Origin of the sequence: Gemmata sp. SH-PL17, assembly GCF_001610855.1 — a bacterium.
Classification (GTDB): domain Bacteria; phylum Planctomycetota; class Planctomycetia; order Gemmatales; family Gemmataceae; genus Gemmata; species Gemmata massiliana.
Genome location: NZ_CP011271.1, coordinates 2,271,115 through 2,292,038 on the forward strand (window position 1 = coordinate 2,271,115; position 20,924 = coordinate 2,292,038).

Consider the following 20,924-nt stretch of genomic DNA (forward strand, 5'->3'; position numbering starts at 1 on the left):
ACCAAACGATCATGCCCTCTGGATTCACTGAGAATGTGATACGGCGGGCGGGATGGTTGGTGCTCGGAGGTAGTCCGCTATGACCCGTTCGCTGTTGGCCGCCGGTCTTGCCCTCTGTGTCGGGTTATTGCTCGTTTCTCCCACGCCCACTGTCGCACAGCCCGCTCCCGCCCCACCACGGGGCGCGAACTCGGACGTCGAACTCGTCGATAAGGTGAAAAAGTCCATCGATAGTGGTGTCGCATTCCTCAAGTCCGAAGCTGCGAAGAGTAACGGGAACTGGGAAACACTCGTTCTGAAGAACCTTGTTGACATGGACGGTGGGGCCACCTCACTGGCTGTGCTCGCGCTCCTCAACTCCGGTGTGAAGGTCGATGATCCGACCGTGAAGGGCGGCCTCGACTACCTCCGTAAGATCACCCCGACCAAGACTTACGTCGTTGCACTTCAGACGATGGCGCTGGCCGAAGCTCAGCTTGCGTCGCGGGACAAGAAAGATCTGCCCAAACTCGCCCAGAACGCGGAGTGGCTCAAAGAAAAGGCACTTCGTAGTGGGGGGAAGCTCCAGGGGTGGAGCTATCCCGGGAACAACATCTCGGACAATTCCAACTCGCAGTACGCGCTGCTCGGACTTTACGCCGCAAAGACCGCGGGCGTGAAGATCGAGGACCAACTCTGGAAGGAGATCCAGGAGTATTACACGCGCACGCAGTACCCGGACAAACTGAACCCGAAGTCCGGGTTCTGGAAGTACACCACGCTCGAGCGCGACGCGAGCTTCTCCATGACCGTGGCTGGGGCGTGCGGGTTGCTCATCGCCAACATGGGACTGGACCAGAGCGAGCAGCAACTGGACCCCGCGACCGGGGTCGCGGCCCGGTGCGGGATCTACGCGGACAACACCGAACTCGCGAAGGGCTTGTTCTACGTCGGAGCCAACTTCAACTTCGAGGAAGGGAAGTCGTACTTCTACAACTATTACGGCATCGAACGCTTGGGGCGCCTCTCCGGGCAGCGGTTCATCGGCCGCATGGACTGGTACCGCGCGGGCTGCGTCGAGTTGCTCAAGCTTCAACAACCCGACGGCTCGTTCGCGTACTCGGCTGCTGGTGCCCGAAGGAGTATTGACAGTAACTACCCGATCATCACGACCTCGTTCGCGCTGCTGTATTTGTCGAAGGGGCGCACCCCGGTACTCGTGAGCAAGTTCGCGTGGGGCAACTACATCCGGGGCGAGGTCGGTAAGGGCGATCAGGCGATCCTCACCGAGCGCAACCCCGACGGTGGGATCACCGGTGTGCCGAACTGGAACCGCAAGCACAACGACTGCCGCAATCTGGTCGAGTTCGCACAGCGCGAGATCTTCGACGGCGCCCCGCTGTCGTGGCAGGTGTACGATATGCGCCTCCAGGATCTCTCGACGCAGGCGAAGATCGACTCCGAGGTCGGGCTGCTGTTGCAGTCCCCGGTCGTGTATCTCAACGGGCACGGTTCGATGCCGTTCGTGCCGTCGACCGACGCGGCCCTTGAAGTTCCTGAACAGATCCTCAAACGGTACGTCGAGGAGGGCGGGTTCCTACTGGCCGAGGCGTGCTGCGGGGACAAGGAGTTCGCCAAGTCGTTCGAGCGCCTTGTGGGGCGCCTGTTCCCCGGGAGCACGCTCAAACGGGTGCCCCCGGAGCACGCGATCTGGCAGATGTTCCCCGGGGTCGGCCCGGGCGACTTCCCGGACCTGATGTATTTGGACCGCGGGTGCCGCACGGTCGCGATCTTCAGCCCCAGCCCACTGGCCGGGTATTGGGAAGAACGGCGGTTCATGCCCGCGGACGGGCGCGACCCGAAGAACCGCGGGGAAAAGGCGTTCTGCCTGGCGCGGAACGTCCTCGCCTACGCGACCGGGATGGAACTGCCCAAGCCCAAGCTCACACAGACGAAACTGGTGACGGTCGAGAACACGGGGATCGCCCGGAGCAAGTTCCGCGCGCTGCAACTGCGGTACATCAGTGACGCGAGCGCCCAGCAGCCCCCGGCGTTCGACGCGCTGCGAAACCTGATGTCGTACCTGGGCCAGCACGCGAAACTCGACGTGGCCCTGACCAGTGAGGTGCTCGCGCCGTCCGACGACAAACTCACGAAGTTCAAGTTCATGTACCTGCACGGGCGCAAACCGGTCCAGTTCACGCCCGACGAACTGGACAACGTGAAGGCGAACCTGCAAACCGGCGGGCTGCTGCTCGCGGACGCGGCGTGCAACGACATCAAACAGTGGCGCGTGTTCGACCAGTCGTTCCGCGAAGCGATGGCGAAGATGTTCCCGGACCAGAAGCTCGTAACGATCCCCGCGACCGACCCTCTTTTCCGAATTGCGGCCCAAGCCGGGATCGATATTGGGAGCGTTCGGTGCCGGCGCGAGAACGCTGAGGGGACCGGGGCCGAAAAGGAGCTGCGGACCTACCCGGTGGCTCTGGAGGGGATCAAGATTGATGGGCGATGGGTCGCGGTTTACAGCAAGTACGATATCGGGTGCGCGATCGAGGGGCACAAGTCCGCGGACTGCCTCGGGCACGACAAGGAGAGCGCCCTTCGTATCGCGAGCGCCGTCGTGCTGTACTCGCTGCGGCGGTGAACAGAACGGTGTGAAGATTGGCTGGGCGAGAAGGGGCGATTCCAAGACTGCTCGTGCCACCGAAGCGCGAGCGGCGCCGTCAGGCGGCGGCCGAATTCGGGGATCGCGCTATCTTTTGTGCCGTTTCAACGAGGGTCGCCGTAACGCCCTCCTGCACCACGCGGTCGTCTTGGTTGAGCACGCGGATCTGCCACACCACTGTTCCGCGGCGGCCCCGGCCCTGGGGCTGCTTCTCCAACACGCGACTGGTCACCCGGATCGCATCACCCGGGTAAATCGGCGCGCGGAACTGCCACTCTCGGAGTTCCAGGAACGCGACCGTTCGCACGGGCGGTGACCCCGCCGCCAGCCCGCCCGCCAGCGAGAGACCGAGTAGCCCGTGCGCAATGCACCGGCGGAAGGGCGTGGTGCGGGCGAACTCCGGGTCCAGGTGAATCGGGTTCCGGTCCCCAGTCAGTCCGGCAAAACAGCCGATGTCCTCGGTGCTCACGACCCGTTCCGGCGACACCCACTCGCGACCGACGTCCAATTCCTCGAAACACAGCAGTTCGTCGCTCATTTGTCCCGCTCTCTCCAGGTCACTCGGCCCAGCGGGAATTGTCATACCCGGAGTGCGGAATTGGTGAAAGGCGAACCCACCCGAACGGGTGAACTCGTTTTCGGCTCAACGCGAGGGGCGGGGAAGGTGATTGGGAACGGATAAAGAGGTGAGAAAGGCTCGTTAAATAGTACCGCCACGGGACATGTATCCCGTGGCGGTGGGAACACAGCAGGCGCTGTTACTTCTTTGCCTTGTATGCGTACAGCGTCTTCTCGGTCATCACGTACAGGACACCGCTGGAAACGATCGGGGTCGACCGGATCGGGGCATCGAGTTCGATCTTGGCGAGCAGATATTTGTCGGATACTTGAGCTTGCCGCGCCTTGATTTGCTTGCGAGCTTCCTTGAGTTCGGTCGCCGTGATGCCCTCCAACTCGTCGATTTTCGCCGGCTTCTTTTCGTGCTTGAACACGAACAGGTCGCCGGCGTCGGTGGCGAGGTACACCTTCTCGTCGACGTAGTAGGCCGAGCCCCAAATCGACGCCTTGGTGTCGTACTTCCAGTAGTGCTCCCCGGTCTTCGCGTTCATGCAGTGGATCTGACCGGCCAACTCGGACATGTACAGGATGTCGTCCACGATGCACGCGGTGGACATCGTGCGGCCGAACTTGAAGTCACGGGGGGCGAACTTGCGAGTTTCTTCACCGCCGAAGTGCCAGACGACGCACGAGTTCGGGTTCGGCTTCTCGCTGATGACGTCCTTGCCGTCCGCCCCCTTGGTCCGCATTTCCAGCACCCCCGAGATGTCACCCTTCTTGTCCTTCTTCGGGGCGATGCAGAAGAGGTGCGAGATCCCCGTGCTGTGCTCCGGGTCCTGGCCCAGGCCGATGTAGATCTTGTTGTCGTAAATGACCGGGGTGCCGATGTAGTCGCTCCGGGTGCCGGTTCCCCCGAGTTCGTACACCGAGTCCTTCGGGTTCCCGTCGAACTTCCAGATCAGCTCGCCGGTCTCGGGGACGAAGCTGTAAATCCATCCGTCGCCGCCGGGGAAGATCACCTGTTTGACGCCGTCGATCTCGGCGAATGCCGGGTTCGACCACTGGCCGTGCATGATGTTCTTACCCGGCAGACTGTTCTTCCACAGGAGCTTGCCGGTCTTCTTGTCGAGCGCGATGAAGCTCGGGGCGTTCGGGCTGGGCAGGTTCAAGTGCCCGTCGTCCACGCCGTTGGCGGTGTGAACGAAGAGGATGTCACCGATGATAAGCGGGCACCCGGCCGACATGTTGTGCGGGAACACGTTGAGTTCCTTCATCATGTCGTACTGCCAGACGATGTCGGCGTCGGTCTTCTCCTTGTACTTCTCGCCCTGGAACCCCTGGTTCCCGTCCGCGAACCCGTTGGCGTCCAGGCACATCACGGTGCAGCGGTTGCTGACGTAGTACACGCGGTCGCCCTCGACCGTCGGCGTGGCGCAGACCCCTTCTTCGGGCCAGTCGTTCACGCGCCCGGATTCCAGTTTGTCGTGGACCGCCTGCCAGAGGAACTTCCCGGTCTTCTCGTCGAAGCACATCAACACGCCCTTATCGACCGGTTCGATCGCCCCGTCTTTTGCACGGTGGACGTCCCGGTCGTTCCGCGGGCGCTGGTTGTTGGTCCCGACGTAGATGCGCCCGCCGGCCACGGTCGGCCCGCCGTAGGCCTTCGACCCGAGGTCGGCCTTCCACAAGAGAACTTCTTTGTCTTCGGCCTCGAACTTCCCGGGGATGTTCTTGTCGGTGAGGTTCACCATGTTGCGGGCCACGGTCCCGCCGAACATGGCCACAGCGCTCTTACCGCTCGTGGGGGGATCGCCCGCCACGAAGGTGCTCACCGACTGGTGCGGGTTCGGGGGACACGCTTCGCCCGTGCCCCCAACGGTCAGAGCGAGGACGCCCGCGGCCAGGGCGACAAGAGCGGCGAACCGGGGCGGACTCGATCGGAGAACGTGCATCATTTTTCGCTCCTGAGGTCGGAGTGTGAGTTTGATCGGGTCACTTCTTGGCGTTGGGGGTAATCACGATGTTGTCGTAGTAGCAGTTGGCCCCGGTCTCGACGGCGGTGCTGTTCGTCACGTACCCATACAGTCCGGCAGCGCCCACCCGGTTCGGGCTGGGGTCTTCGAGTTCGACGGTCCAGGCCTCCGGTTCCGGATCGCCCTTCTTCCACACCTTCCCGCGAATGATCGCCGTCTTTTCCTTGTGCTCGATCGTGAGTTTCGCAGTATACCACACGTCGGGCTGCCAGTCGAAGTCCTCGACGCGCGTGATCCGCGGCCGGGCTTCCCAGGATACCAGTCGGAGCTGGCGCTTCTTGCTGTCCGGGTCGGTCTTCCCGTCAAGAACGAGCGTGTAGCGGGAGTTAATCAGCCCGAAGTCGCCCATGCCCCCGCGCACCTGCGTCCCCATGAGATCGGCCTGAATCGTGTAGTTCGCGGCGTCCGGCATGGTGATGAAGGCGTTCGCTTTGGCGAGTGGCGGGCGCGGGTCGTTGTTGTTCTTCATCAGGGCTTGATTGCCGTCCGGGAGCTTCACAACGGTGAACTTGCCGTTAGCGTTCACCCATCCGCCCGGGGACGAACCCGCGGGGGCTTTCTCGAAGTCCTGTTTCCAGGGAACCAGCGCCGCAACTCGAACGCGGGCGCGGGCCTTGATCCCGCCGCTATCGAACTCAACATGCCCCTGTTGGGACGGCACCGGGGCAACAGTCAACTCGCCGTTCGCGACGGTGCCCTGGAGTGCGGGCGGTTGGGCGCCCGTGGGTGTCTTGGCCGGGAGCGGGAGCGACCACACGGCCGCGGGGGACGGGCGGTTGTCTTTCACCTCGCGACCGTTCGCATCCACGAACACCACCTGGAACTGCACCTTCTCGCCCGGCTTCAGCACCACATCGGCCGGGAACAGGCGCGCTCCCGCGATCGCGTTCTCCTTGAAGGGCGTTTCCTCGGGCATCGGCGTGTACTTCGCGGGTTCCGGCTTGGCGTCCGGTAGGCCGAGGCACCAGAGACTCGCGGCCGAAACGAAGTAGACGTGTCCGTTTACCGCAATCGGGGTGCCGTTGGTTTCGGAGTAGATCCCCTTGGGTTCCTTGAACTGATACTCGAATGTATCCAGCGCGTCGGGCTTCTCATTACCCTTGAGCGTAATGATGTGCATCCGGCGCTGAACGTCGTTGATGTAGATCTTCCCGTCGGCGATGAGAGGTGAGCCGCGAACCTCGTTCGCGTAGCGATACTTCCACAGCGGTTTGCCGGTTTTCGCGTTAAAACAGTGTAGGTCGCCGACATCGTCCGGGGCGTACAACCGGCCCTCCGCCAGTGCGGGGGACGCGAGGCCGAACCGCACGGACTTCCGGAACTCCCACACGAGCGTCGGCTTGCCGCTCTTATCGAGTTTCGAGGCGTCCAGGCAGATGATGCGACCGTAGGGACCGCCTTCCGGGTTCTCGTCGCCGTGGACGGCGTAAATGAGGTTGCCGTCTACCATCGGGGCCGGGTTCGTTGCCCCAGCACAGTATTGATAACTCCAAACGCGCTCCCCGGTTCGCACCTTGAATGCGTGTAGGTAACCGTCACCGCCCCCGCTCAGGAGGACGCGCTGACCGTTCAGAACGGCAACGATGGGGTGAGAGCAGTACGTTTCCTTGCTGGGGAACCCCGCATCGAACCACCACACCACTTGCCCGGTTTTGCCGTCGAGTGCGACGAACCGATTGGTACCGCGTGCGAAGTCGCCCCAACTGGAGCTAATCATCCCAACGATGACGAGGCCGCTATCGAAGATCGGGGCCGGGATGCGCCCGCCGTAACCACTGGCCCGACCGTATTCTTCGGTCAGACTGCGCTGCCAGACGAGTTTGCCGGCCTTATCGATACAGAGCAAAAGCCCGCCGGTCGTCTGAGCATAGACGTGTCCGGTGGCCGGGTCGCCGGTGAGCGGTGCCCAGGCGAGCCGCGTGGACACGATGTCGGTGTGGAAAACGTTGACGCGGTAGGTCCAGAGCAGTTTTCCGGTTTTCTCGTTCACGCAGACCATCTGCTCGGCTTCTTCCAAGCCGCTCCCGGTTCCCTGGAGGACGTACACGCGGCCGTCCATCACCAGTGGCGCACAACGCCCGCCGTAAGGCGCGGTCCAAACGACGTTCCCCTGCGCCTTATTCGCCGGGTTGAACTCGCCGGGAAGGTTCTTCTCGCGCGAGAACCCGTTCTGTTCCGGCCCGCGCCAGTGAATCCAGTCCGCGGCCCGCGCCGAAGATCCGGCCGTAACAAATGCGAGCGAGAGCAGGAAGAGAGGAAGATTTCGCGAGAGGGACATCGTTACTCCTCACGTGTGGCAGGTAGTCGTTACTAGCGTCTCGTGGCGCCTTTGGGCCGGCGCCGGACGAGGAGACGCGGTCTCAGAGCGCTCGCGTCCTTAAGTGGGAGATAAGGTACGGATGAGACCGTGTTGTGGTGGGAACCGGAAACGTCATTCCCGACTGGCTTCTCGACCGTACCGTGCTGCGCCCCTGCGCTTACACACGGCTCCCAGAATTGTACGAGAAGGCTCGTCGGGTCGGCGCCCGTTCGTTGGGTGAGGTTATCAAAGATTTGGTGCAAGGAACATCCCCGAGTTGCGAAGTGAAGTAGGGGACGCGAACTCGGGACCGTTGTCGCGGCCTCTCTAACCCGGACGGACCCCTCACGCGGACGGGAACTCCTCATGCGATCGGACGTGCGCGGTCTGTTCGGCCTAATCCTGGCGAGTACCTTCGTTACCGTCGTGGCGCTGGCGGTACTTGCCACGGCCGGTTTGGGGCTCATCTCGCGCGGGATCGCCGCTGGTTTAACTCTAGCAGTGTTGGTCGTCGGGGGCTTGGTCCTCGGTACGATCTTCGCGCCGGCGTTTCGGCCCCGAGTTCGCCCCAAACGCTCGAACGCGCGGTTCGATTGAGTTCACCAATACGCCATTTTGCGACGTGGGGCTCGGTTACGCCGGCAGGCGGACGTGGAGCGCGAATTCGCCGAAGTCGCTGGCGAAAGTGACGAACACGCGCTCGGGAGGCGCGAGCGTTGGGGTGCCGGTCACAACAGTCGGGGTGCCGAGTACGAAGTGGATGGGGGTACCAAAAAGAAGCGTTTTTGCCTGACCTGCGACGACGTTCACGATCTCACCGAGGCAGTCGCGCACCATTCCCGTGTTCGGTTCGGACACAACTCCGGCTAAGACCAACTTTGCGAGCGCGGTCGCGATGGCTTCGGTCACACTGAGTACGAAATACCCCTCGCCGGCTTGCGTCGTCACTTTCAGGACCGCGGATACGTCCGCGAACCCTTCGAGTGCGAATGTGTTTCGGGCCTCGCGCACCGAAACTTCAATGTCGCCCAGTGCGCGGAGAGCGCCCGTAACGGCTTCATGGAGAGTCGCGACCAGTTCGTCCGACGTATTCACCGCGACACCTGTTTCGCGAATTGGTGGAATCCGCCCTTGATGCTCTCGGCGCGCTGGAACGCGGTGTCGAGGTTGAGGGTCGTTTCGGCCCCGCCCAGGAGCAGGTAACCGTCCGGGCGTAGGACACGGGCCACGCGCTGGAGGATGGCTTTCTTCGTGTCCAAGTCGAAGTAGATCATCACGTTCCGCAGGAACACGAGGTCCATTCGCGGGAGCGCCGGCCACGGTTTGGTCAGGTTCATCGCGCGGAACTCGACCCTTTGGCGCACGTCGTCGGCCAGTTGCCACGTCGTTCCGGTCTGTTTGAAGTACCGCACAAGGAGCGGGGCCGGTAGCCCGCGGTTGATCTCGACCTGGTTGTACCGCCCCGCCCGCGCCTTCGCGAGAACTTCCTCGGACAAATCGGTCGCCAGGACATTGATTTTCCAATCGGCCAGTTCCGGGAAGTGCTGGCGGACCAGCATCACGAAGCTGTACGGCTCCTGGCCGGTCGAGCACGCGGCCGACCACACGTTCAACTGGCGCTCGTCGGCCCGGCGCCGGATCAGGTCCGGGAGGACCGTCGTCCGGATGCTCTCGAACGGCTCGCGGTCGCGGAAGAACAGCGTCTCGGTCGTGACCATCGCCTCGACGACGCGGGTCTGGAGGTCGGCACGCGCGCCGCGGAGTTGCGCGATGACCGCGCTCACGGACTCGAGTTGGAACTCGCGCGCGACCGGTGCGAGCCGGGTTTCAACGAGGTACTCCTTGCCCGGTTCGAGCACGATCGAGCTGCGCTCGCGGACGAACTTGCAAACGTAGTCGAATTCCTCGGGGGTCATCTCGCCTCCCGACCGACGCGGAGCCGGCGCACGATTTCGGGGGCGATCAATGGGAGCGGTACGACCTTGTCGGCCAGTCCCGCGCGCGACACGAACCCTGGCATCCCCCAAACGACCGACGTGGCCTCGTCCTGAACTACGACCTGTCCGCCGGCGGCCTTTACCGCCTCACACCCGCGCAGCCCGTCTTGTCCCATTCCTGTGAGGACCACGGCGAGTACGTTCGGGCCGTAGGCTCGGGCGACCGACCGGAACAGCACGTCGGCCGCCGGGCGGCACGAGTTCTCGGGAGCATTGCGGTCAATAACGAGGCGCGTACCGGTCGCGTTGCGTTCCACACCCATGTGGTAGTCGCCGGGAGCGAGCCACGCGCGCCCCGGGGCGAGGAGTTCATCGGCGCGCCCCTCTTCGATTGGTAACGGGTTCTGAGCGGTCAGGCGCTGGGCCAGCAGTCCCGTGAACACCGGGGGCATGTGCTGGACGATGAGTACGGGAACCCCGAGGTCCGCCGGTAGGTCCGCGAACAGGGTGGTGAGCGCGTTCGGTCCACCGGTCGAAGCAGCGATGGCAACGACGTCGACGCGCGCCGGGAGCGCGGGGAGCGTCCCGGACGGACTGACCAGTGGGCGCTTGGTGCTCGGTGGGGTCTGGCACAGGGACCGGTACACACCGGACGGTGGCGATTGTGCCCGCGTGCCGCAAATTGCTTTGATTTCGGGGATTAACTCATTGCGGATGATGCGGAGCGAGTCTTCCAAACCGCCCGCCGAGGCGGGCTTCGTGAAGTATTCCGTGGCGCCCAGCGAAAGCGCTTCCAAAGTTTCTGTGGCGCCGCGCTCGGTGAGCGCGCTGAACATAATGACCGGGAGTTGAGGAGCTTTTTTGCGGATCTCGCGTAGCGCCGCGAGGCCATCGAGTTCGGGCATCTCGACGTCCAGGAGCACGACGTCGGGTTTCACTTGCGCGAGCCGGGTGAGCGCGATTTTGCCGTTGGCCGCGGTGCCCGCGACCTCGAGGGCCGGGTCCGCGGACAGTTCTTCCGTGACCATGCGCCGGAACAGGGCGGAATCGTCCACGACGAAGACGCGGATCTTGGGCACGCTCACGACTCCCCGAAGACGTCGAGGAGGCTCAACTTGGCGACGAGGATCTCTTTGGTGAAGGGCTTCATCACGTACTCGTTGGCCCCCGCGTCGAGCGCCCGGACGACCTGCTCCTGCTCGGTCTCCGTGGTCACCATCACGAGCCGGACCGGGTCGTATGCGGGCGTCGCGCGCACCGCCTTGATGAACTCCAGCCCGTTCAGTTCGGGCATGTTCCAGTCCACGAGCACGAGGTCCAGATCGGGGGTCGCGCGCATCTGGTCCAGGCCCTCGCGCCCGTTCCCGGCCTCGATCACCTCGATCCCCATTTCGGTGAGGATCTGGCCGATGATGAGTCGGACCGTTCGGGAGTCGTCGAGCACCATCGCGCGCATTCGTCACTCTCCCGTAAACCGGGTTCGGTAAGCGCTCGGGGCCGAGCACCGCCTGAGCTTCCAGACGACTTTGCTACCGTTGTACCGAACGTCTCGGTTGGAAACGGGTTCGTCACATTTGGGAGGAGCCGACGCGCTCTGGGCGCATTAATGCGGCTTCCGATTTCTAGGGCGCGATTCGGGGTGCATCGCGCCGGCGCGAACGGAAGGATCGAAACGCTTGTGACCGAAACAGGTGCTCATACGCCCCGGTGGTAATTTTCGCGCCACAGAGCGCTTCCGATTCGCCCCGCGGCGCGACTCACACCGCGTCTATACCTTGAGTTGCGCGACCAGTTGTTGGAGTCCGATCGCCATGCGGGCCAACTCATCGGCAGCCAGTTTCGTGTCGTTAGCGCCTTCGGTGGTGCTGCGCGCGGCCTGAGCCACGCCCGTAATATTTAGTGCGATCTCACCGCTCCCGTGGGCGGCCTCGGACACGTTGCGGCTCATTTCTCCCGTTGTGGCCGTTTGTTGCTCGACCGCCGACGCGATGCTGTTCTGGATGTCGTTGATCTGGTTAATGATCTTCCCGATCTGGCCGATGGCCTCGACCGCACCTCGCGTGTCGGTTTGAATCGCCTCAATCTTGCGGCTGATGTCCTCGGTCGCCCGCGCGGTTTGTTTGGCGAGTTCCTTGACCTCGTTGGCCACGACCGCGAACCCTTTACCCGCTTCACCGGCGCGGGCGGCCTCGATGGTCGCGTTCAGGGCCAGCAGGTTCGTTTGCTGAGCGATCGACGTGATGACCTTCACTACGTTGCCGATTTCCGTGCTGCTTTCGCCGAGTTTTGCAATGGTTGCGTTGGTCTTCTCGGCGACTTTCACCGCAGTGGTTGCGACCTTCGCGGCATCGTTCGCGTTCTTGGCGATTTCCTTGATGCTAGCGCCCATCTCTTCCGTGCCCGCCGCGACGGTGCCGATGTGCTCGCTCACCTGTTCGGCGGCACCGGACGCGACGTTCGCTTGGTTCGCGGTCTGCTCGGCGTTCGCGGCCATTTGTTGGCTCACGGCCGTTAACTCGCGGGCGGAACCGGCTAGTGATTCCACCGTTTGTTCCAGGCTCGTTTCGATCTTCTTGAGGTGCGTCACATCGGTGACATACTTGACGACCTTGTACGGCTTCCCGTTCAAATCGAGAATGGCGAAGTACGCGCCGCGGGTCCAGATTTCCTTGCCACCCCTACCGACGCGCCGGAACTCGCCCGTCTGGTACTCGCCGCGCGCCAATCGCGCCCAGAACTCGCGGTACGCGGGGCTGTTGCGCTCGGCTTCGGGTACGAACATGCTGTGGTGGTGTCCGCGGGCCTCCTCAATGGAATAGCCCATCATCTGAAGGAAGTTCGGGTTCGCGTTCGCGACCGTGCCGTCTAACTCGAACTCGACGACCGCCTGAACGCGCCCGAAGGCCGCGATTTGGCTCGCGTAATAAGCGTCCCGCTCGCGCGCGGTCTGGAGCACGCCGATGGCCGTGTCCAGTGCGTGACCGACGCGGCCGACCTCGTCGCGCGACCGGATCTCGGCCCGTTGGGTCAGATCGCCCTTGGCAACGGCTTCGAGGACCGTCATCGCCCGGCCGAGGGGCCGGGTTACAGACACCGTGAGCACCACGCCTAATGCGACGGCCCCGAGAACCCCGACCGCGCTGATGCTCCAGAGGGTTGCCTGAGTGCTCGTGTGTAACTCAACGGCCTGGTCCTGTTGTGCCTTGGCTTGCTCGTTTTGGCACTCGATCAGCTCGCTGAGTAGTTCGTTCAGTCGGGTCGCGTTCGGGATCTCGGAATAAATGATCCGCTCGGCGCGGTCCAGTTCACCGGCCCGGACCGCCGTTTCCGAGGCGTCGTAGTCCCGTTTCCACTCGTCGAACCGGGGGAGGAGTTGCGCCCACAGGTGCTTCTCGCGATCGGTCATTGGCAGGGCTTCGTACTCCGCCGTGCCCTCGCGGATGTTCCGCCACGCGGTCTCTTTTGCCGACACGGTCGAGAGTCGTACCCCTTCGTCTTTGGCCCGGATCGCCATCAGGGTCGTGCGCTCGGCTCGCTGAGCGGTGAGCACACCGGCCCGCATTTTCGAGATCGCGTAGATGGACGGCACAAGGTTGGTGCTGGAGTTCGTCAGCATCGCGTTCACCTTGTTCATCGAGCGCACGCCCCAGTAGCCGACGAACGCGCAGATCAGGGCGATCAGAAAGAACCCGCCGACGAGCCGCGGGCCGATCGGGACGTTCGTGAGGAGCGCGAGTACGGGGCGGGTCATGGCGGACTCGTTTGTATGTGAACGTTTAATTTGGTTCGGCGATCACACGGGCCACATCAAGGATCAGGAGCAACTGTTCGTCGAGCTGGTACGCCCCGCGGATCAACTCGCGGGCGGCACTCACGAGCGTTTCGGGCACCGGCTCGAAGGGCGCCCCCGCAACGTTCAGCACATCTCCGATGTCGTCCACGAGCAGGCTCACCGCGCCGTCGGTGGTCGGGATGACGATGTTCACCGGGCACTGATCGAGCGGGCGGTCCGGCAGTTCCAGCCGGCGCCGGAGGTCGATCGCGGTCACGATCCGCCCGCGCAGGTTAATCAGCCCGCGCACAACGGGCGTGGCCAGCGGTACCCGCGTCATTTCCTGGTAGCGGATCACCTCTTGCACCTTCAGCACGTCGATGCCGAAATAATGGCCGTCGAGGTAGAACGTGCAGAACTGGTGCGACTCGTTCACGGCGGTCTCCGGGCGCTCTCGCTGCTACCGTCGAAGCGCGTTTCATCCGCGCGCGTGTTGGGTGATCGCGTCCACGTCGAGGAACTCGGTGATGCGGTCGTGGACCACGGCGTTGAACAGCACACCGGGGCGCGTCGCCTTCGACCGGTTCACGGTCGGGCATTCGACGATATCGAGGACGCGCTCGACGATCAGCCCGACGCGCTCGCCCGCCCCCGCGAACACCACCACCTGAACCAGTTCGCCCGTACTCGGCGCGGGCGCCCCGAGCGCGTGAACCAGCGGCAGGATCGTTCCGCGGTATTGAACCATGACCTCGCCGCCGACCGTTTCGATGCGTTCCGGCTCGAACTCTTCGAGGCGCGCGACCTGGTCCAGCGGGACCGCCACGCGCCCGTCACCGGGCGTCGCGAATAAGAGGAGCATCGGGCGCGTGCCGGCCCGTTCCGTGACCTCAGCGGCCCGGTCGACGAGCGCCCTTTCTCTCGTGCCGCGCACGACGTTCGCGCGCACTGCCAGTCCCATTACGTCGAGGATCAGAGCGACCCGCCCGTCGTCCATGATGGTCGCGCCGGCAAACACCGTGAGGCTCTTGAGCAGCTTTTGCAGCGGCTTGACCACGATCTCTTCGGTGTCGCGGATCTCATCGACCACCAACCCGAATCGCCGATCGTCGGCCTGGAGGACGACAATGTTAACTTCGTTGTCGGGGTTCGGGACCGATTCGACGCGCAGTTCCCGCGCGAGATAAACCAGCGGGAGCAGGCGCCCGCGGAGCCGGTACACCGGTGCGCCGTGGACGAACTCGATCGCGCTGCGAACTTGATCGCCTTCGAGCCGGACCAGTTCGAGCAGGTTCACTTGCGGGATCGCGTACCGGTCGCCGCCGGTGACGACGGTAAGGGCCGGGACGATCGCGAGCGTGAGCGGGATCTTCATTTTGACGGTGGTGCCGTGCCCGGGGCGGCTCTCCACGTCGACTGTACCGCCGATTTTCTCGATGTTGGTGCGCACCACGTCCATGCCCACGCCGCGGCCGGAGAAGTGCGTCACTCGGTCCGTCGTCGAGAATCCTGGCAGGAAGATCAGGTTGAGCAACTCCGCGTCCGTCATGCGCGCGGCGACTTCGGGCGTCACGATCTTGGCCGAAACCGCCTTGTCGCGCACGCGCTGCGGGTCGATTCCACCCCCGTCGTCGGCGATCTCGATGACGACTTTGCCGCTCTCGTGGAGCGCGTGAAGGAGCAACCGGCCTTCGGGCGATTTCCCCCGCTCAGCGCGGATGTTCGGGGCCTCGATCCCGTGATCGACCGCGTTGCGAACGATGTGCGTGAGCGGGTCGCGGATGGCTTCGATGATGGTCCGATCGAGTTCCGTTTCCTGCCCGTCCATTTCGAGCCGGACCTGTTTGCCGCACGCGACGGCCAGGTCTCGCACGACGCGCGGGAACTTCGCCCACACGTTCTCGATCGGCTGCATGCGCGTTTTCATCACGCCCGCTTGCAGTTCCGTCGTGAGCGCGTTCAGGCGCTGGACCGCGCCCTGGAGCCCGGAGTCCTCGTGTCCGTTGCTGTATTGCACGATCTGGTTTCGCGCGAGAACCAGTTCGCCCACGAGTGTCATGAGCTTGTCGAGTAAACCGACGTCCACGCGGATGTTGGAGCCGGACACGGCCGATCCGCGCCCTTCGGATGTTTCGAGTGCAGGCTGCTTTGGTCGTGGGGCAGGGGGGGGGCTTTACCGGCTCACTCGGGACTTCCACGACCGGGGGCGGAGGCGGTGGTGGAGGAACGACCGCAACGGGAGGCGGAGGTGGGGGAGCGGGAGGAACAACCGGAGCTTCTCGAACTGCGGGTGGGGGGAGTACCGGTGAGCGCGCGGGAGCGACCGGTAGCAGTCGATCGAGCGCCTGGATTGCGGCTGAAAAATCCCCTTCGCCCTCGGTTTCGGTCGCTTCGAGGGCCGCGAGGATCTTCCGGATCGCGTCCACAACGCCTAGCAGTGCGGTCGCGATCTCAGCATTGAATGTGAGGGCACCGGAGCGAACTTTACTCAGAAGCGTTTCACCGGCGTGACTGACGGCCTGGAGCTTCATCAACCCGAGGAACCCGGCCGTGCCCTTGACCGTGTGAATGATCCGGAACACTCGCGCGAGCGTCTCCCGTTCCCCCGGTTCTCTTTCGAGAGTGACGAGGTCGAGGTCGAGCTGCGCGAGGCTCTCGTGGCTTTCGACCAGGAACTCGCGGATGATGTCGTTCACGGTACATCACGAGCGGAAAACGGCCCCGCGGCACGAGAAAACCCGTGCCGGAGGTGAGTACCGGTATTCTTGGTAACTTGGGAGGACTGTGCAAGAAAACGGGACGTGAGTAAGAGCAATTTGCCGAACGTGCCGGCCCTACAACCCTTCCGCGTCGCCCGGTTCAGGCGAGCGACGCGGATTGTGACGTCACGGGCCGATCGCTTCGGACCCGCGCTCACCGGTCCGGATGCGAACGCAGTCTTCGAGCGACAGCACGAAAATCTTCCCGTCGCCGATGGTCCCCGTGTCGCCGGTGCGGGCCGCGTGGATGATGGCCTCCACCGTGGCCTCGACGAACGCCTCGTTGACCGCGATTTCCAGCTTCAGCTTCGGGATGAGCCGGATCTGCACTTCCGTGGTCCGGTACACTTCGGTGTACCCGCGCTGCCGGCCGCACCCGCGGACGTCGCTCACGGTCATCAGGTACACGTCGCGCTCCGCGAGCGCCTTCTGCACGTCTTCGAGCTTTTCCGGGCGAATGATCGCAACAATGAGCTTCATGAGAGTGAATGTGAGTGTGAGTGTATTAGGGGAGGAACCAGCGTGAGGGGCGCGCGTGTGGGCGGAAGAGAAGGGCCGTCGGTCGGCCCCTCGCTCCCACTCACTTACGCGCCCGCACTCACACTTTCGTGGCCGTAACGGGCTTCTTCGCGAGGCGCGTGAACAGCGCCGACAGGCGCTTCGCGATCGCCTCCGCGTCACCGTCGCGGCAGCGGAACGTGGTCCCGCGGATCGTGGTCACGTGCGGGTAAACCGCGATGAAGTCCTTGTCCGGCGCCCCGTCGGTCGGTTTGCACAGTTCGGACCAGATCGCCATGAGCTCCTTTGGATCGGCGCCGGTGATCTGCACGTCGAAGCGCCCGTTCCCACGGGGCACGCTCGCCGGCCGCGGTTCAGCAGACGCAACGGTGACCGATTCCGTTGCACCGCTGAAGTCGAACCCGACTTCGCCGTGCTCCGTGCGGTCGAGGCCCTCGGCTTCCGACTTCGGGTCGGTCTTGAAGTTGCCGAGCGTGATCGCCTGCGTGAGCAGCACCAAGCCGATGCTCAGCACGAAGGCGTACACCACCGAGAACACCGAAGCCTTGATCTGAATGAACACCTGCGAGAGTCCGGACTTACCGTCCGCATCTTGCTTGTCCGCGAGTGCTTGCAGCACGGGCAGATCGTCTTCCAGTTTCTTCAAGGCTTCGGCCTTCAGCGCCGCCTCGTCTTTGAGTTTGTCCACCGGATCGGTCGCTTCCTTCAGCTTGTCCTTGGCTTCGGTGAGCGCCTTGGCTTCGGCGTCGCGCTTTCCAACGGTCGCGTCGGCGAACTTCTTTTCGGCTTCTTCCTTAGCCTTAGTCAGCGCCTCGATTTGCGACGCGGATTCTGTTTCTTTGGCCTTCGCGTCGGCGGCGGCTTTTTCGGCTTCTGCCTTCGCGTCCTTAATCATCTTGCCGTCGTCTTTCTTCAGCGCTTCCAGACGGCTGCGGTGTGCGGAGAACGCGAACGGGCCGTCGGTGCCGGCGGAGTTAACGAACGTGGAGCAGAACACCCCGGTCAGGATGGCCCCGACGAACCCGCCGACCCCGTGGACGCCGAAGGCGTCGAGCGAGTCGTCGTACCCGAGAACGTTTTTCAGTGCGACCGCGAGGTAGCAGAGCACGGCCGCGGCCAACCCGATGAGGACCGCGCCCCACATGTACACGAACCCGCTCGCGGGCGTGACCGCGACCAACCCCGCAACGATCCCGGACGCCAGACCCAGCGCGGTCGGCTTGCCCTTGTGGAGCCATTCGACCAACATCCACCCCAACCCGGCGGCGGCAGCAGCGGCTTGCGTCGCCGCGAACGCGGACCCGGCCAGACTGTCGCCGCGACCCGAACTACCGCCGTTGAACCCGAACCAGCCGAACCACAGCAACCCGGCCCCGAGGAGCGTGAGCACCATGCTGTTCGGGTGGGCAATTTGCTTCGGGTACCCGGCCCGCTTCCCGATCACGAGGCAGCACGCCAGACCCGCCATACCCGCGGCGATGTGAACCACCGTACCGCCGGCGAAGTCCAGAGCCCCCATCTTCCCGAAGAGCCCGATTGCGACGCCGCGCTTACCCGCGGGGATGCTCGTATCGAACCAGTCGCACGCCCAAACCATGTGGGCCAGCGGGCAGTACACGAACGTGACCCACAGCAGCATGAAAAGGCAGAACGGCCAGAACCGGATGCGTTCCGCGATCGCCCCGCTGATGAGTGCCGGGGTGATGATGGCGAACATGCCCTGGAACATGACGTGGACGTAAACGGGGATGTCGTAACCCGCGAGCGTCGCGCCCGGTTCGATGCCCTTCAGGAATACCAGATCCCAGCTCCACCCGAACAACCCGCCGTCCGTGACGCCGGCAACGTCGATCTTGATGACCGACGGACCGAACGCGAGCGCGTACCCGATGACAACCCAGTACACACCGACGACTGCGAGAGCCGCCATGCTGTGCATCATCGTGGCCAGCACGTTTTTACGACGCACCATACCGCCGTAGAAGAGCGCCAGACCCGGCACCATGAACAGCACGAACGCGCTGGAGGTTAGCATCCAGGCAGTGTCGCCACGCGCCCGAGCGGTTCCCGCGTCGGACACGCCCTTGTCCGCGGTCTTTTTGAGTTCTTCCGCGCCCTTTTCGAGCGCGGCGAGTTTGTCGGCCGCAGCTTTCGGATCGCCACTAGCGGCTTTGACCGCGGCGAGTTCTGCGGTCAAGGTGTTAGCCTTGGTCGTGAGGCCTTCGAGATCCTTTTTGGTGACAAGCCCGGTCGTCGTGGCTGCGTCGATCTCCTTCTTGAGCGCGGTGACCTTGTCGGCCGCGGCTTTCGCGTCCGCGCTCGAACTGGTCTTCAGATCGCCGAGAGCCTTTTTCGTGTTGGCGAGTTCTTTCTCAGTGGCGTCGAACGCCTTTTTCAGATCTGCAATCGACTTTTCGACAGCCGCCAGATCGGATTTGGCCGCTGACTTCTTCTCGTCCTGGGCGGAGGCAGTTCCTCCCATTGGTGCCCACAGACCGGGCATCATACTACAGCCCGCGAAGAGGAGGAGGGCTAACGAGAGGCGACGAACTTGCATTACGCACCTTGGTTACGCACAATTCAGCGGGAGAAAGCCAATACTTCAGCACGAGTCACGAACAATAAGTTCGGTGATACATCTGGTGCGGGAAAGCACGACAGGTGCCGTGCTGTGTCAAAGTGCGGGAATAATTTTAACTACTGTGAAATCAGAATGTTGTGGCGTGAGACAGGGTTCAACACGAAATGCCCAACTCGTTGGCATGCCTAATTCGTGGGCAACTGTGCCTATCGATAATGTGCAACTTGAAGTGCCTTCGGTGCAATTTAGAACTCGCTCTCGGCACAGCCGGAACAATCGATACTTTCAGCGATCAATTCGGACGGAGATTATTGGTTCGGCTCTTACTTCCAATTCAGACGTGCCGATTCGTAACCTCGCTGGAGTCACACCAAACGTTCTTCCCGGTCCACGGATGGGTCGGGTGAGATCACTCCGACGAGTCCCGCTGCTCCAGCAGCTTCAAGGAAGATATTCATGAATTCGCTCATCCTGTTTACGGCCCTCGCCAGTGGTCAACTGCCCGATACTCCCCCGCCCGGTGTTTACCTGCCGCCGGCTCAGTTCGCCGGGGCGCAACCGCCGGCCGCTCAGCCCGTGAAGCCGATGCCCCCCGCTGCTGGCATGCCTCCCGCCGGGATGCCACCGGCCGGTATGCCGCCCGCGAACGGCAACGGCGACGCCAAGGAAGAAGAGAAGAAGGAAGACGACCAGACGCCGCCCCCGGAACCCTACGCGCTGCAGCGCATCCTCTCGACCACCCGGTTCGGTGCCCGTCTCGAAGAGAACGGGATCACGATCTCCGGTTGGTTGCAGGGTAACTACTCGACCAGCACCGCCCGCCGGAACAACCAACCGGTGACGTTCAACGACCGCTCCGACTTCTGGCAGTTCAACCAGAACTACCTCAAGATCGAGAAGACCGTTGACACGAGCAAGAGCGAGTTCCAGTTGGGCTTCCGCACGGACTGGATCCTGCCCGGTACCGACGCCCGGTACTCGATCTCCCGCGGCTTGCTCTCGAACCAGAACGGCGTCGGTGCCCCCGGTGCAAAGGACGCTTACCCGGTCGACCTGTTCCAGGCCTACGTCGATGCGTTCCTGCCGAACATCGGGCCGAAGGGTACCACCCTCCGCGTCGGTAAGTTCGCCACCCACATCGGGTACGAACTCGTTCAAGGGGCCGAAACGCCGTTCCTGCAACGCGCTTACCTGTTTCAGTACAACCCGTTCACCCACACCGGTACGTGGGCGATCACCCCGCTCAACGACACCTGGACCGTGAGCAACGGGCTCGTGTTGGGGGCCGATAACTTCTTCGGTACCTCGCAGCCCACCTACATCGGCCAGTTGAAGTGGGCGCCGAAGGAGGGGAAGACCACCGCGTTGTTGAACGTGATGGCGACCGACCCGCGGTTCTCGACCAGTGGCTCGTACCCGTTCTACAACGTGTACAACTTCCAGGTGTCGCACAACTTCACCGACAAACTGACCTACGTCTTCGACTCCTCGTTCTCGCACATCGACGGGGCGCCGCTCCCGAGCGAGGGCGGGGCGTCCGGGTCGGCGACGTGGTACGGGGCCGCGAACTACCTCCTCTACAAGCACACGGACCAGGTGACGAGCAACTTCCGCGTGGAACTGTTCGAGGACACCAAGGGGTTCCGCACCGGGTCGAAGGGCCTGTACACCGAGGTGACCTACGGCCTCGCGTACTCGCCGACGCGGTCGGTGATCCTCCGCCCGACGGTCCGCTACGACCACAACAACACGAGCCGCCCGTTCGACGGCAGCTCGAACCTGTTCACCGCGGCGATGGACGTCATCATCCGCTACTGAT

General features: G+C 63.4%; 15 protein-coding genes and 1 pseudogene. 3 read left to right on the plus strand and 13 right to left on the minus strand.

What is annotated here, in order from left to right:
* The first annotated feature begins 79 nt into the window (after positions 1 to 79).
* Positions 80 to 2,626: a DUF4159 domain-containing protein gene (locus VT84_RS09530; RefSeq protein WP_082839364.1), complete on the plus strand. Its 2,547-nt coding sequence runs from the start codon at positions 80 to 82 to the stop codon at positions 2,624 to 2,626.
* A 79-nt stretch (positions 2,627 to 2,705) separates the two neighbouring features.
* Here VT84_RS09530 and VT84_RS09535 read toward each other — a convergent pair whose 3' ends face one another.
* The 3 genes from VT84_RS09535 to VT84_RS09545 all read right to left on the minus strand — a co-directional run bounded on the left by VT84_RS09535 (position 2,706) and on the right by VT84_RS09545 (position 7,516).
* Complete coding sequence (locus VT84_RS09535; protein WP_052560050.1) at positions 2,706 to 3,185, minus strand: MaoC family dehydratase; 480 nt, start codon at positions 3,183 to 3,185, stop codon at positions 2,706 to 2,708.
* A 220-nt stretch (positions 3,186 to 3,405) separates the two neighbouring features.
* Positions 3,406 to 5,160 (minus strand): PQQ-binding-like beta-propeller repeat protein, encoded by a 1,755-nt coding sequence (locus tag VT84_RS09540; protein ID WP_052560049.1) that lies wholly within the window; start codon positions 5,158 to 5,160, stop codon positions 3,406 to 3,408.
* Between the two features lie 37 nt (positions 5,161 to 5,197).
* A complete protein-coding gene (locus tag VT84_RS09545; RefSeq protein ID WP_082839365.1) occupies positions 5,198 to 7,516 on the minus strand; it encodes a PQQ-binding-like beta-propeller repeat protein in 2,319 nt (772 codons plus the stop codon).
* Between the two features lie 387 nt (positions 7,517 to 7,903).
* Between VT84_RS09545 and VT84_RS09550 the strand changes: the two genes are divergently transcribed.
* A complete protein-coding gene (locus tag VT84_RS09550) occupies positions 7,904 to 8,134 on the plus strand; it encodes a hypothetical protein (protein WP_082839366.1) in 231 nt (76 codons plus the stop codon).
* Positions 8,135 to 8,170: 36 nt separating this feature from the next.
* Here the strand turns inward: VT84_RS09550 and VT84_RS09555 are convergent, their stop codons facing one another.
* From VT84_RS09555 to amt, 10 genes and pseudogenes are all read right to left on the minus strand, one after another.
* A complete protein-coding gene (locus VT84_RS09555; RefSeq protein ID WP_162271649.1) occupies positions 8,171 to 8,632 on the minus strand; it encodes a chemotaxis protein CheX in 462 nt (153 codons plus the stop codon).
* A complete protein-coding gene (locus VT84_RS09560; RefSeq protein WP_082839368.1) occupies positions 8,629 to 9,453 on the minus strand; it encodes a CheR family methyltransferase in 825 nt (274 codons plus the stop codon). Before VT84_RS09560 ends, VT84_RS09555 begins: the two co-directional genes overlap by 4 nt.
* Entirely contained in the window at positions 9,450 to 10,553 is a 1,104-nt protein-coding gene (locus VT84_RS09565) for a chemotaxis response regulator protein-glutamate methylesterase (RefSeq protein WP_082839369.1), read from the minus strand. Before VT84_RS09565 ends, VT84_RS09560 begins: the two co-directional genes overlap by 4 nt.
* 2 nt (positions 10,554 to 10,555) lie before the next feature.
* A complete protein-coding gene (locus VT84_RS09570; RefSeq protein ID WP_052560041.1) occupies positions 10,556 to 10,930 on the minus strand; it encodes a response regulator in 375 nt (124 codons plus the stop codon).
* A 312-nt stretch (positions 10,931 to 11,242) separates the two neighbouring features.
* Complete coding sequence (locus VT84_RS09575; protein ID WP_082839370.1) at positions 11,243 to 13,225, minus strand: methyl-accepting chemotaxis protein; 1,983 nt, start codon at positions 13,223 to 13,225, stop codon at positions 11,243 to 11,245.
* Positions 13,226 to 13,250: 25 nt separating this feature from the next.
* Positions 13,251 to 13,682, minus strand: coding sequence for a chemotaxis protein CheW (locus VT84_RS09580; RefSeq protein WP_052560039.1), 432 nt, complete (start codon positions 13,680 to 13,682; stop codon positions 13,251 to 13,253).
* 42 nt (positions 13,683 to 13,724) lie between these two features.
* On the minus strand, positions 13,725 to 15,353 hold the full coding sequence (locus tag VT84_RS09585) for a chemotaxis protein CheW (protein ID WP_239465757.1): 1,629 nt from the start codon (positions 15,351 to 15,353) through the stop codon (positions 13,725 to 13,727).
* 361 nt (positions 15,354 to 15,714) lie between these two features.
* Positions 15,715 to 15,942: pseudogene (locus tag VT84_RS42170) on the minus strand (Hpt domain-containing protein); the annotation flags it as partial.
* Between the two features lie 189 nt (positions 15,943 to 16,131).
* Positions 16,132 to 16,485: a P-II family nitrogen regulator gene (locus VT84_RS09600; RefSeq protein ID WP_052560035.1), complete on the minus strand. Its 354-nt coding sequence runs from the start codon at positions 16,483 to 16,485 to the stop codon at positions 16,132 to 16,134.
* Between the two features lie 118 nt (positions 16,486 to 16,603).
* Positions 16,604 to 19,081 (minus strand): ammonium transporter, encoded by a 2,478-nt coding sequence (gene amt, locus VT84_RS09605; protein ID WP_082839372.1) that lies wholly within the window; start codon positions 19,079 to 19,081, stop codon positions 16,604 to 16,606.
* 480 nt (positions 19,082 to 19,561) lie between these two features.
* On the opposite strand from amt, the gene VT84_RS09610 reads away from it, so the two are divergent.
* Positions 19,562 to 20,923 carry an outer membrane beta-barrel protein gene (locus VT84_RS09610; RefSeq protein WP_052560031.1) on the plus strand — a complete coding sequence of 454 codons (1,362 nt, stop codon included), beginning with the start codon at positions 19,562 to 19,564 and terminating at the stop codon, positions 20,921 to 20,923.
* Position 20,924 lies beyond the last annotated feature (1 nt).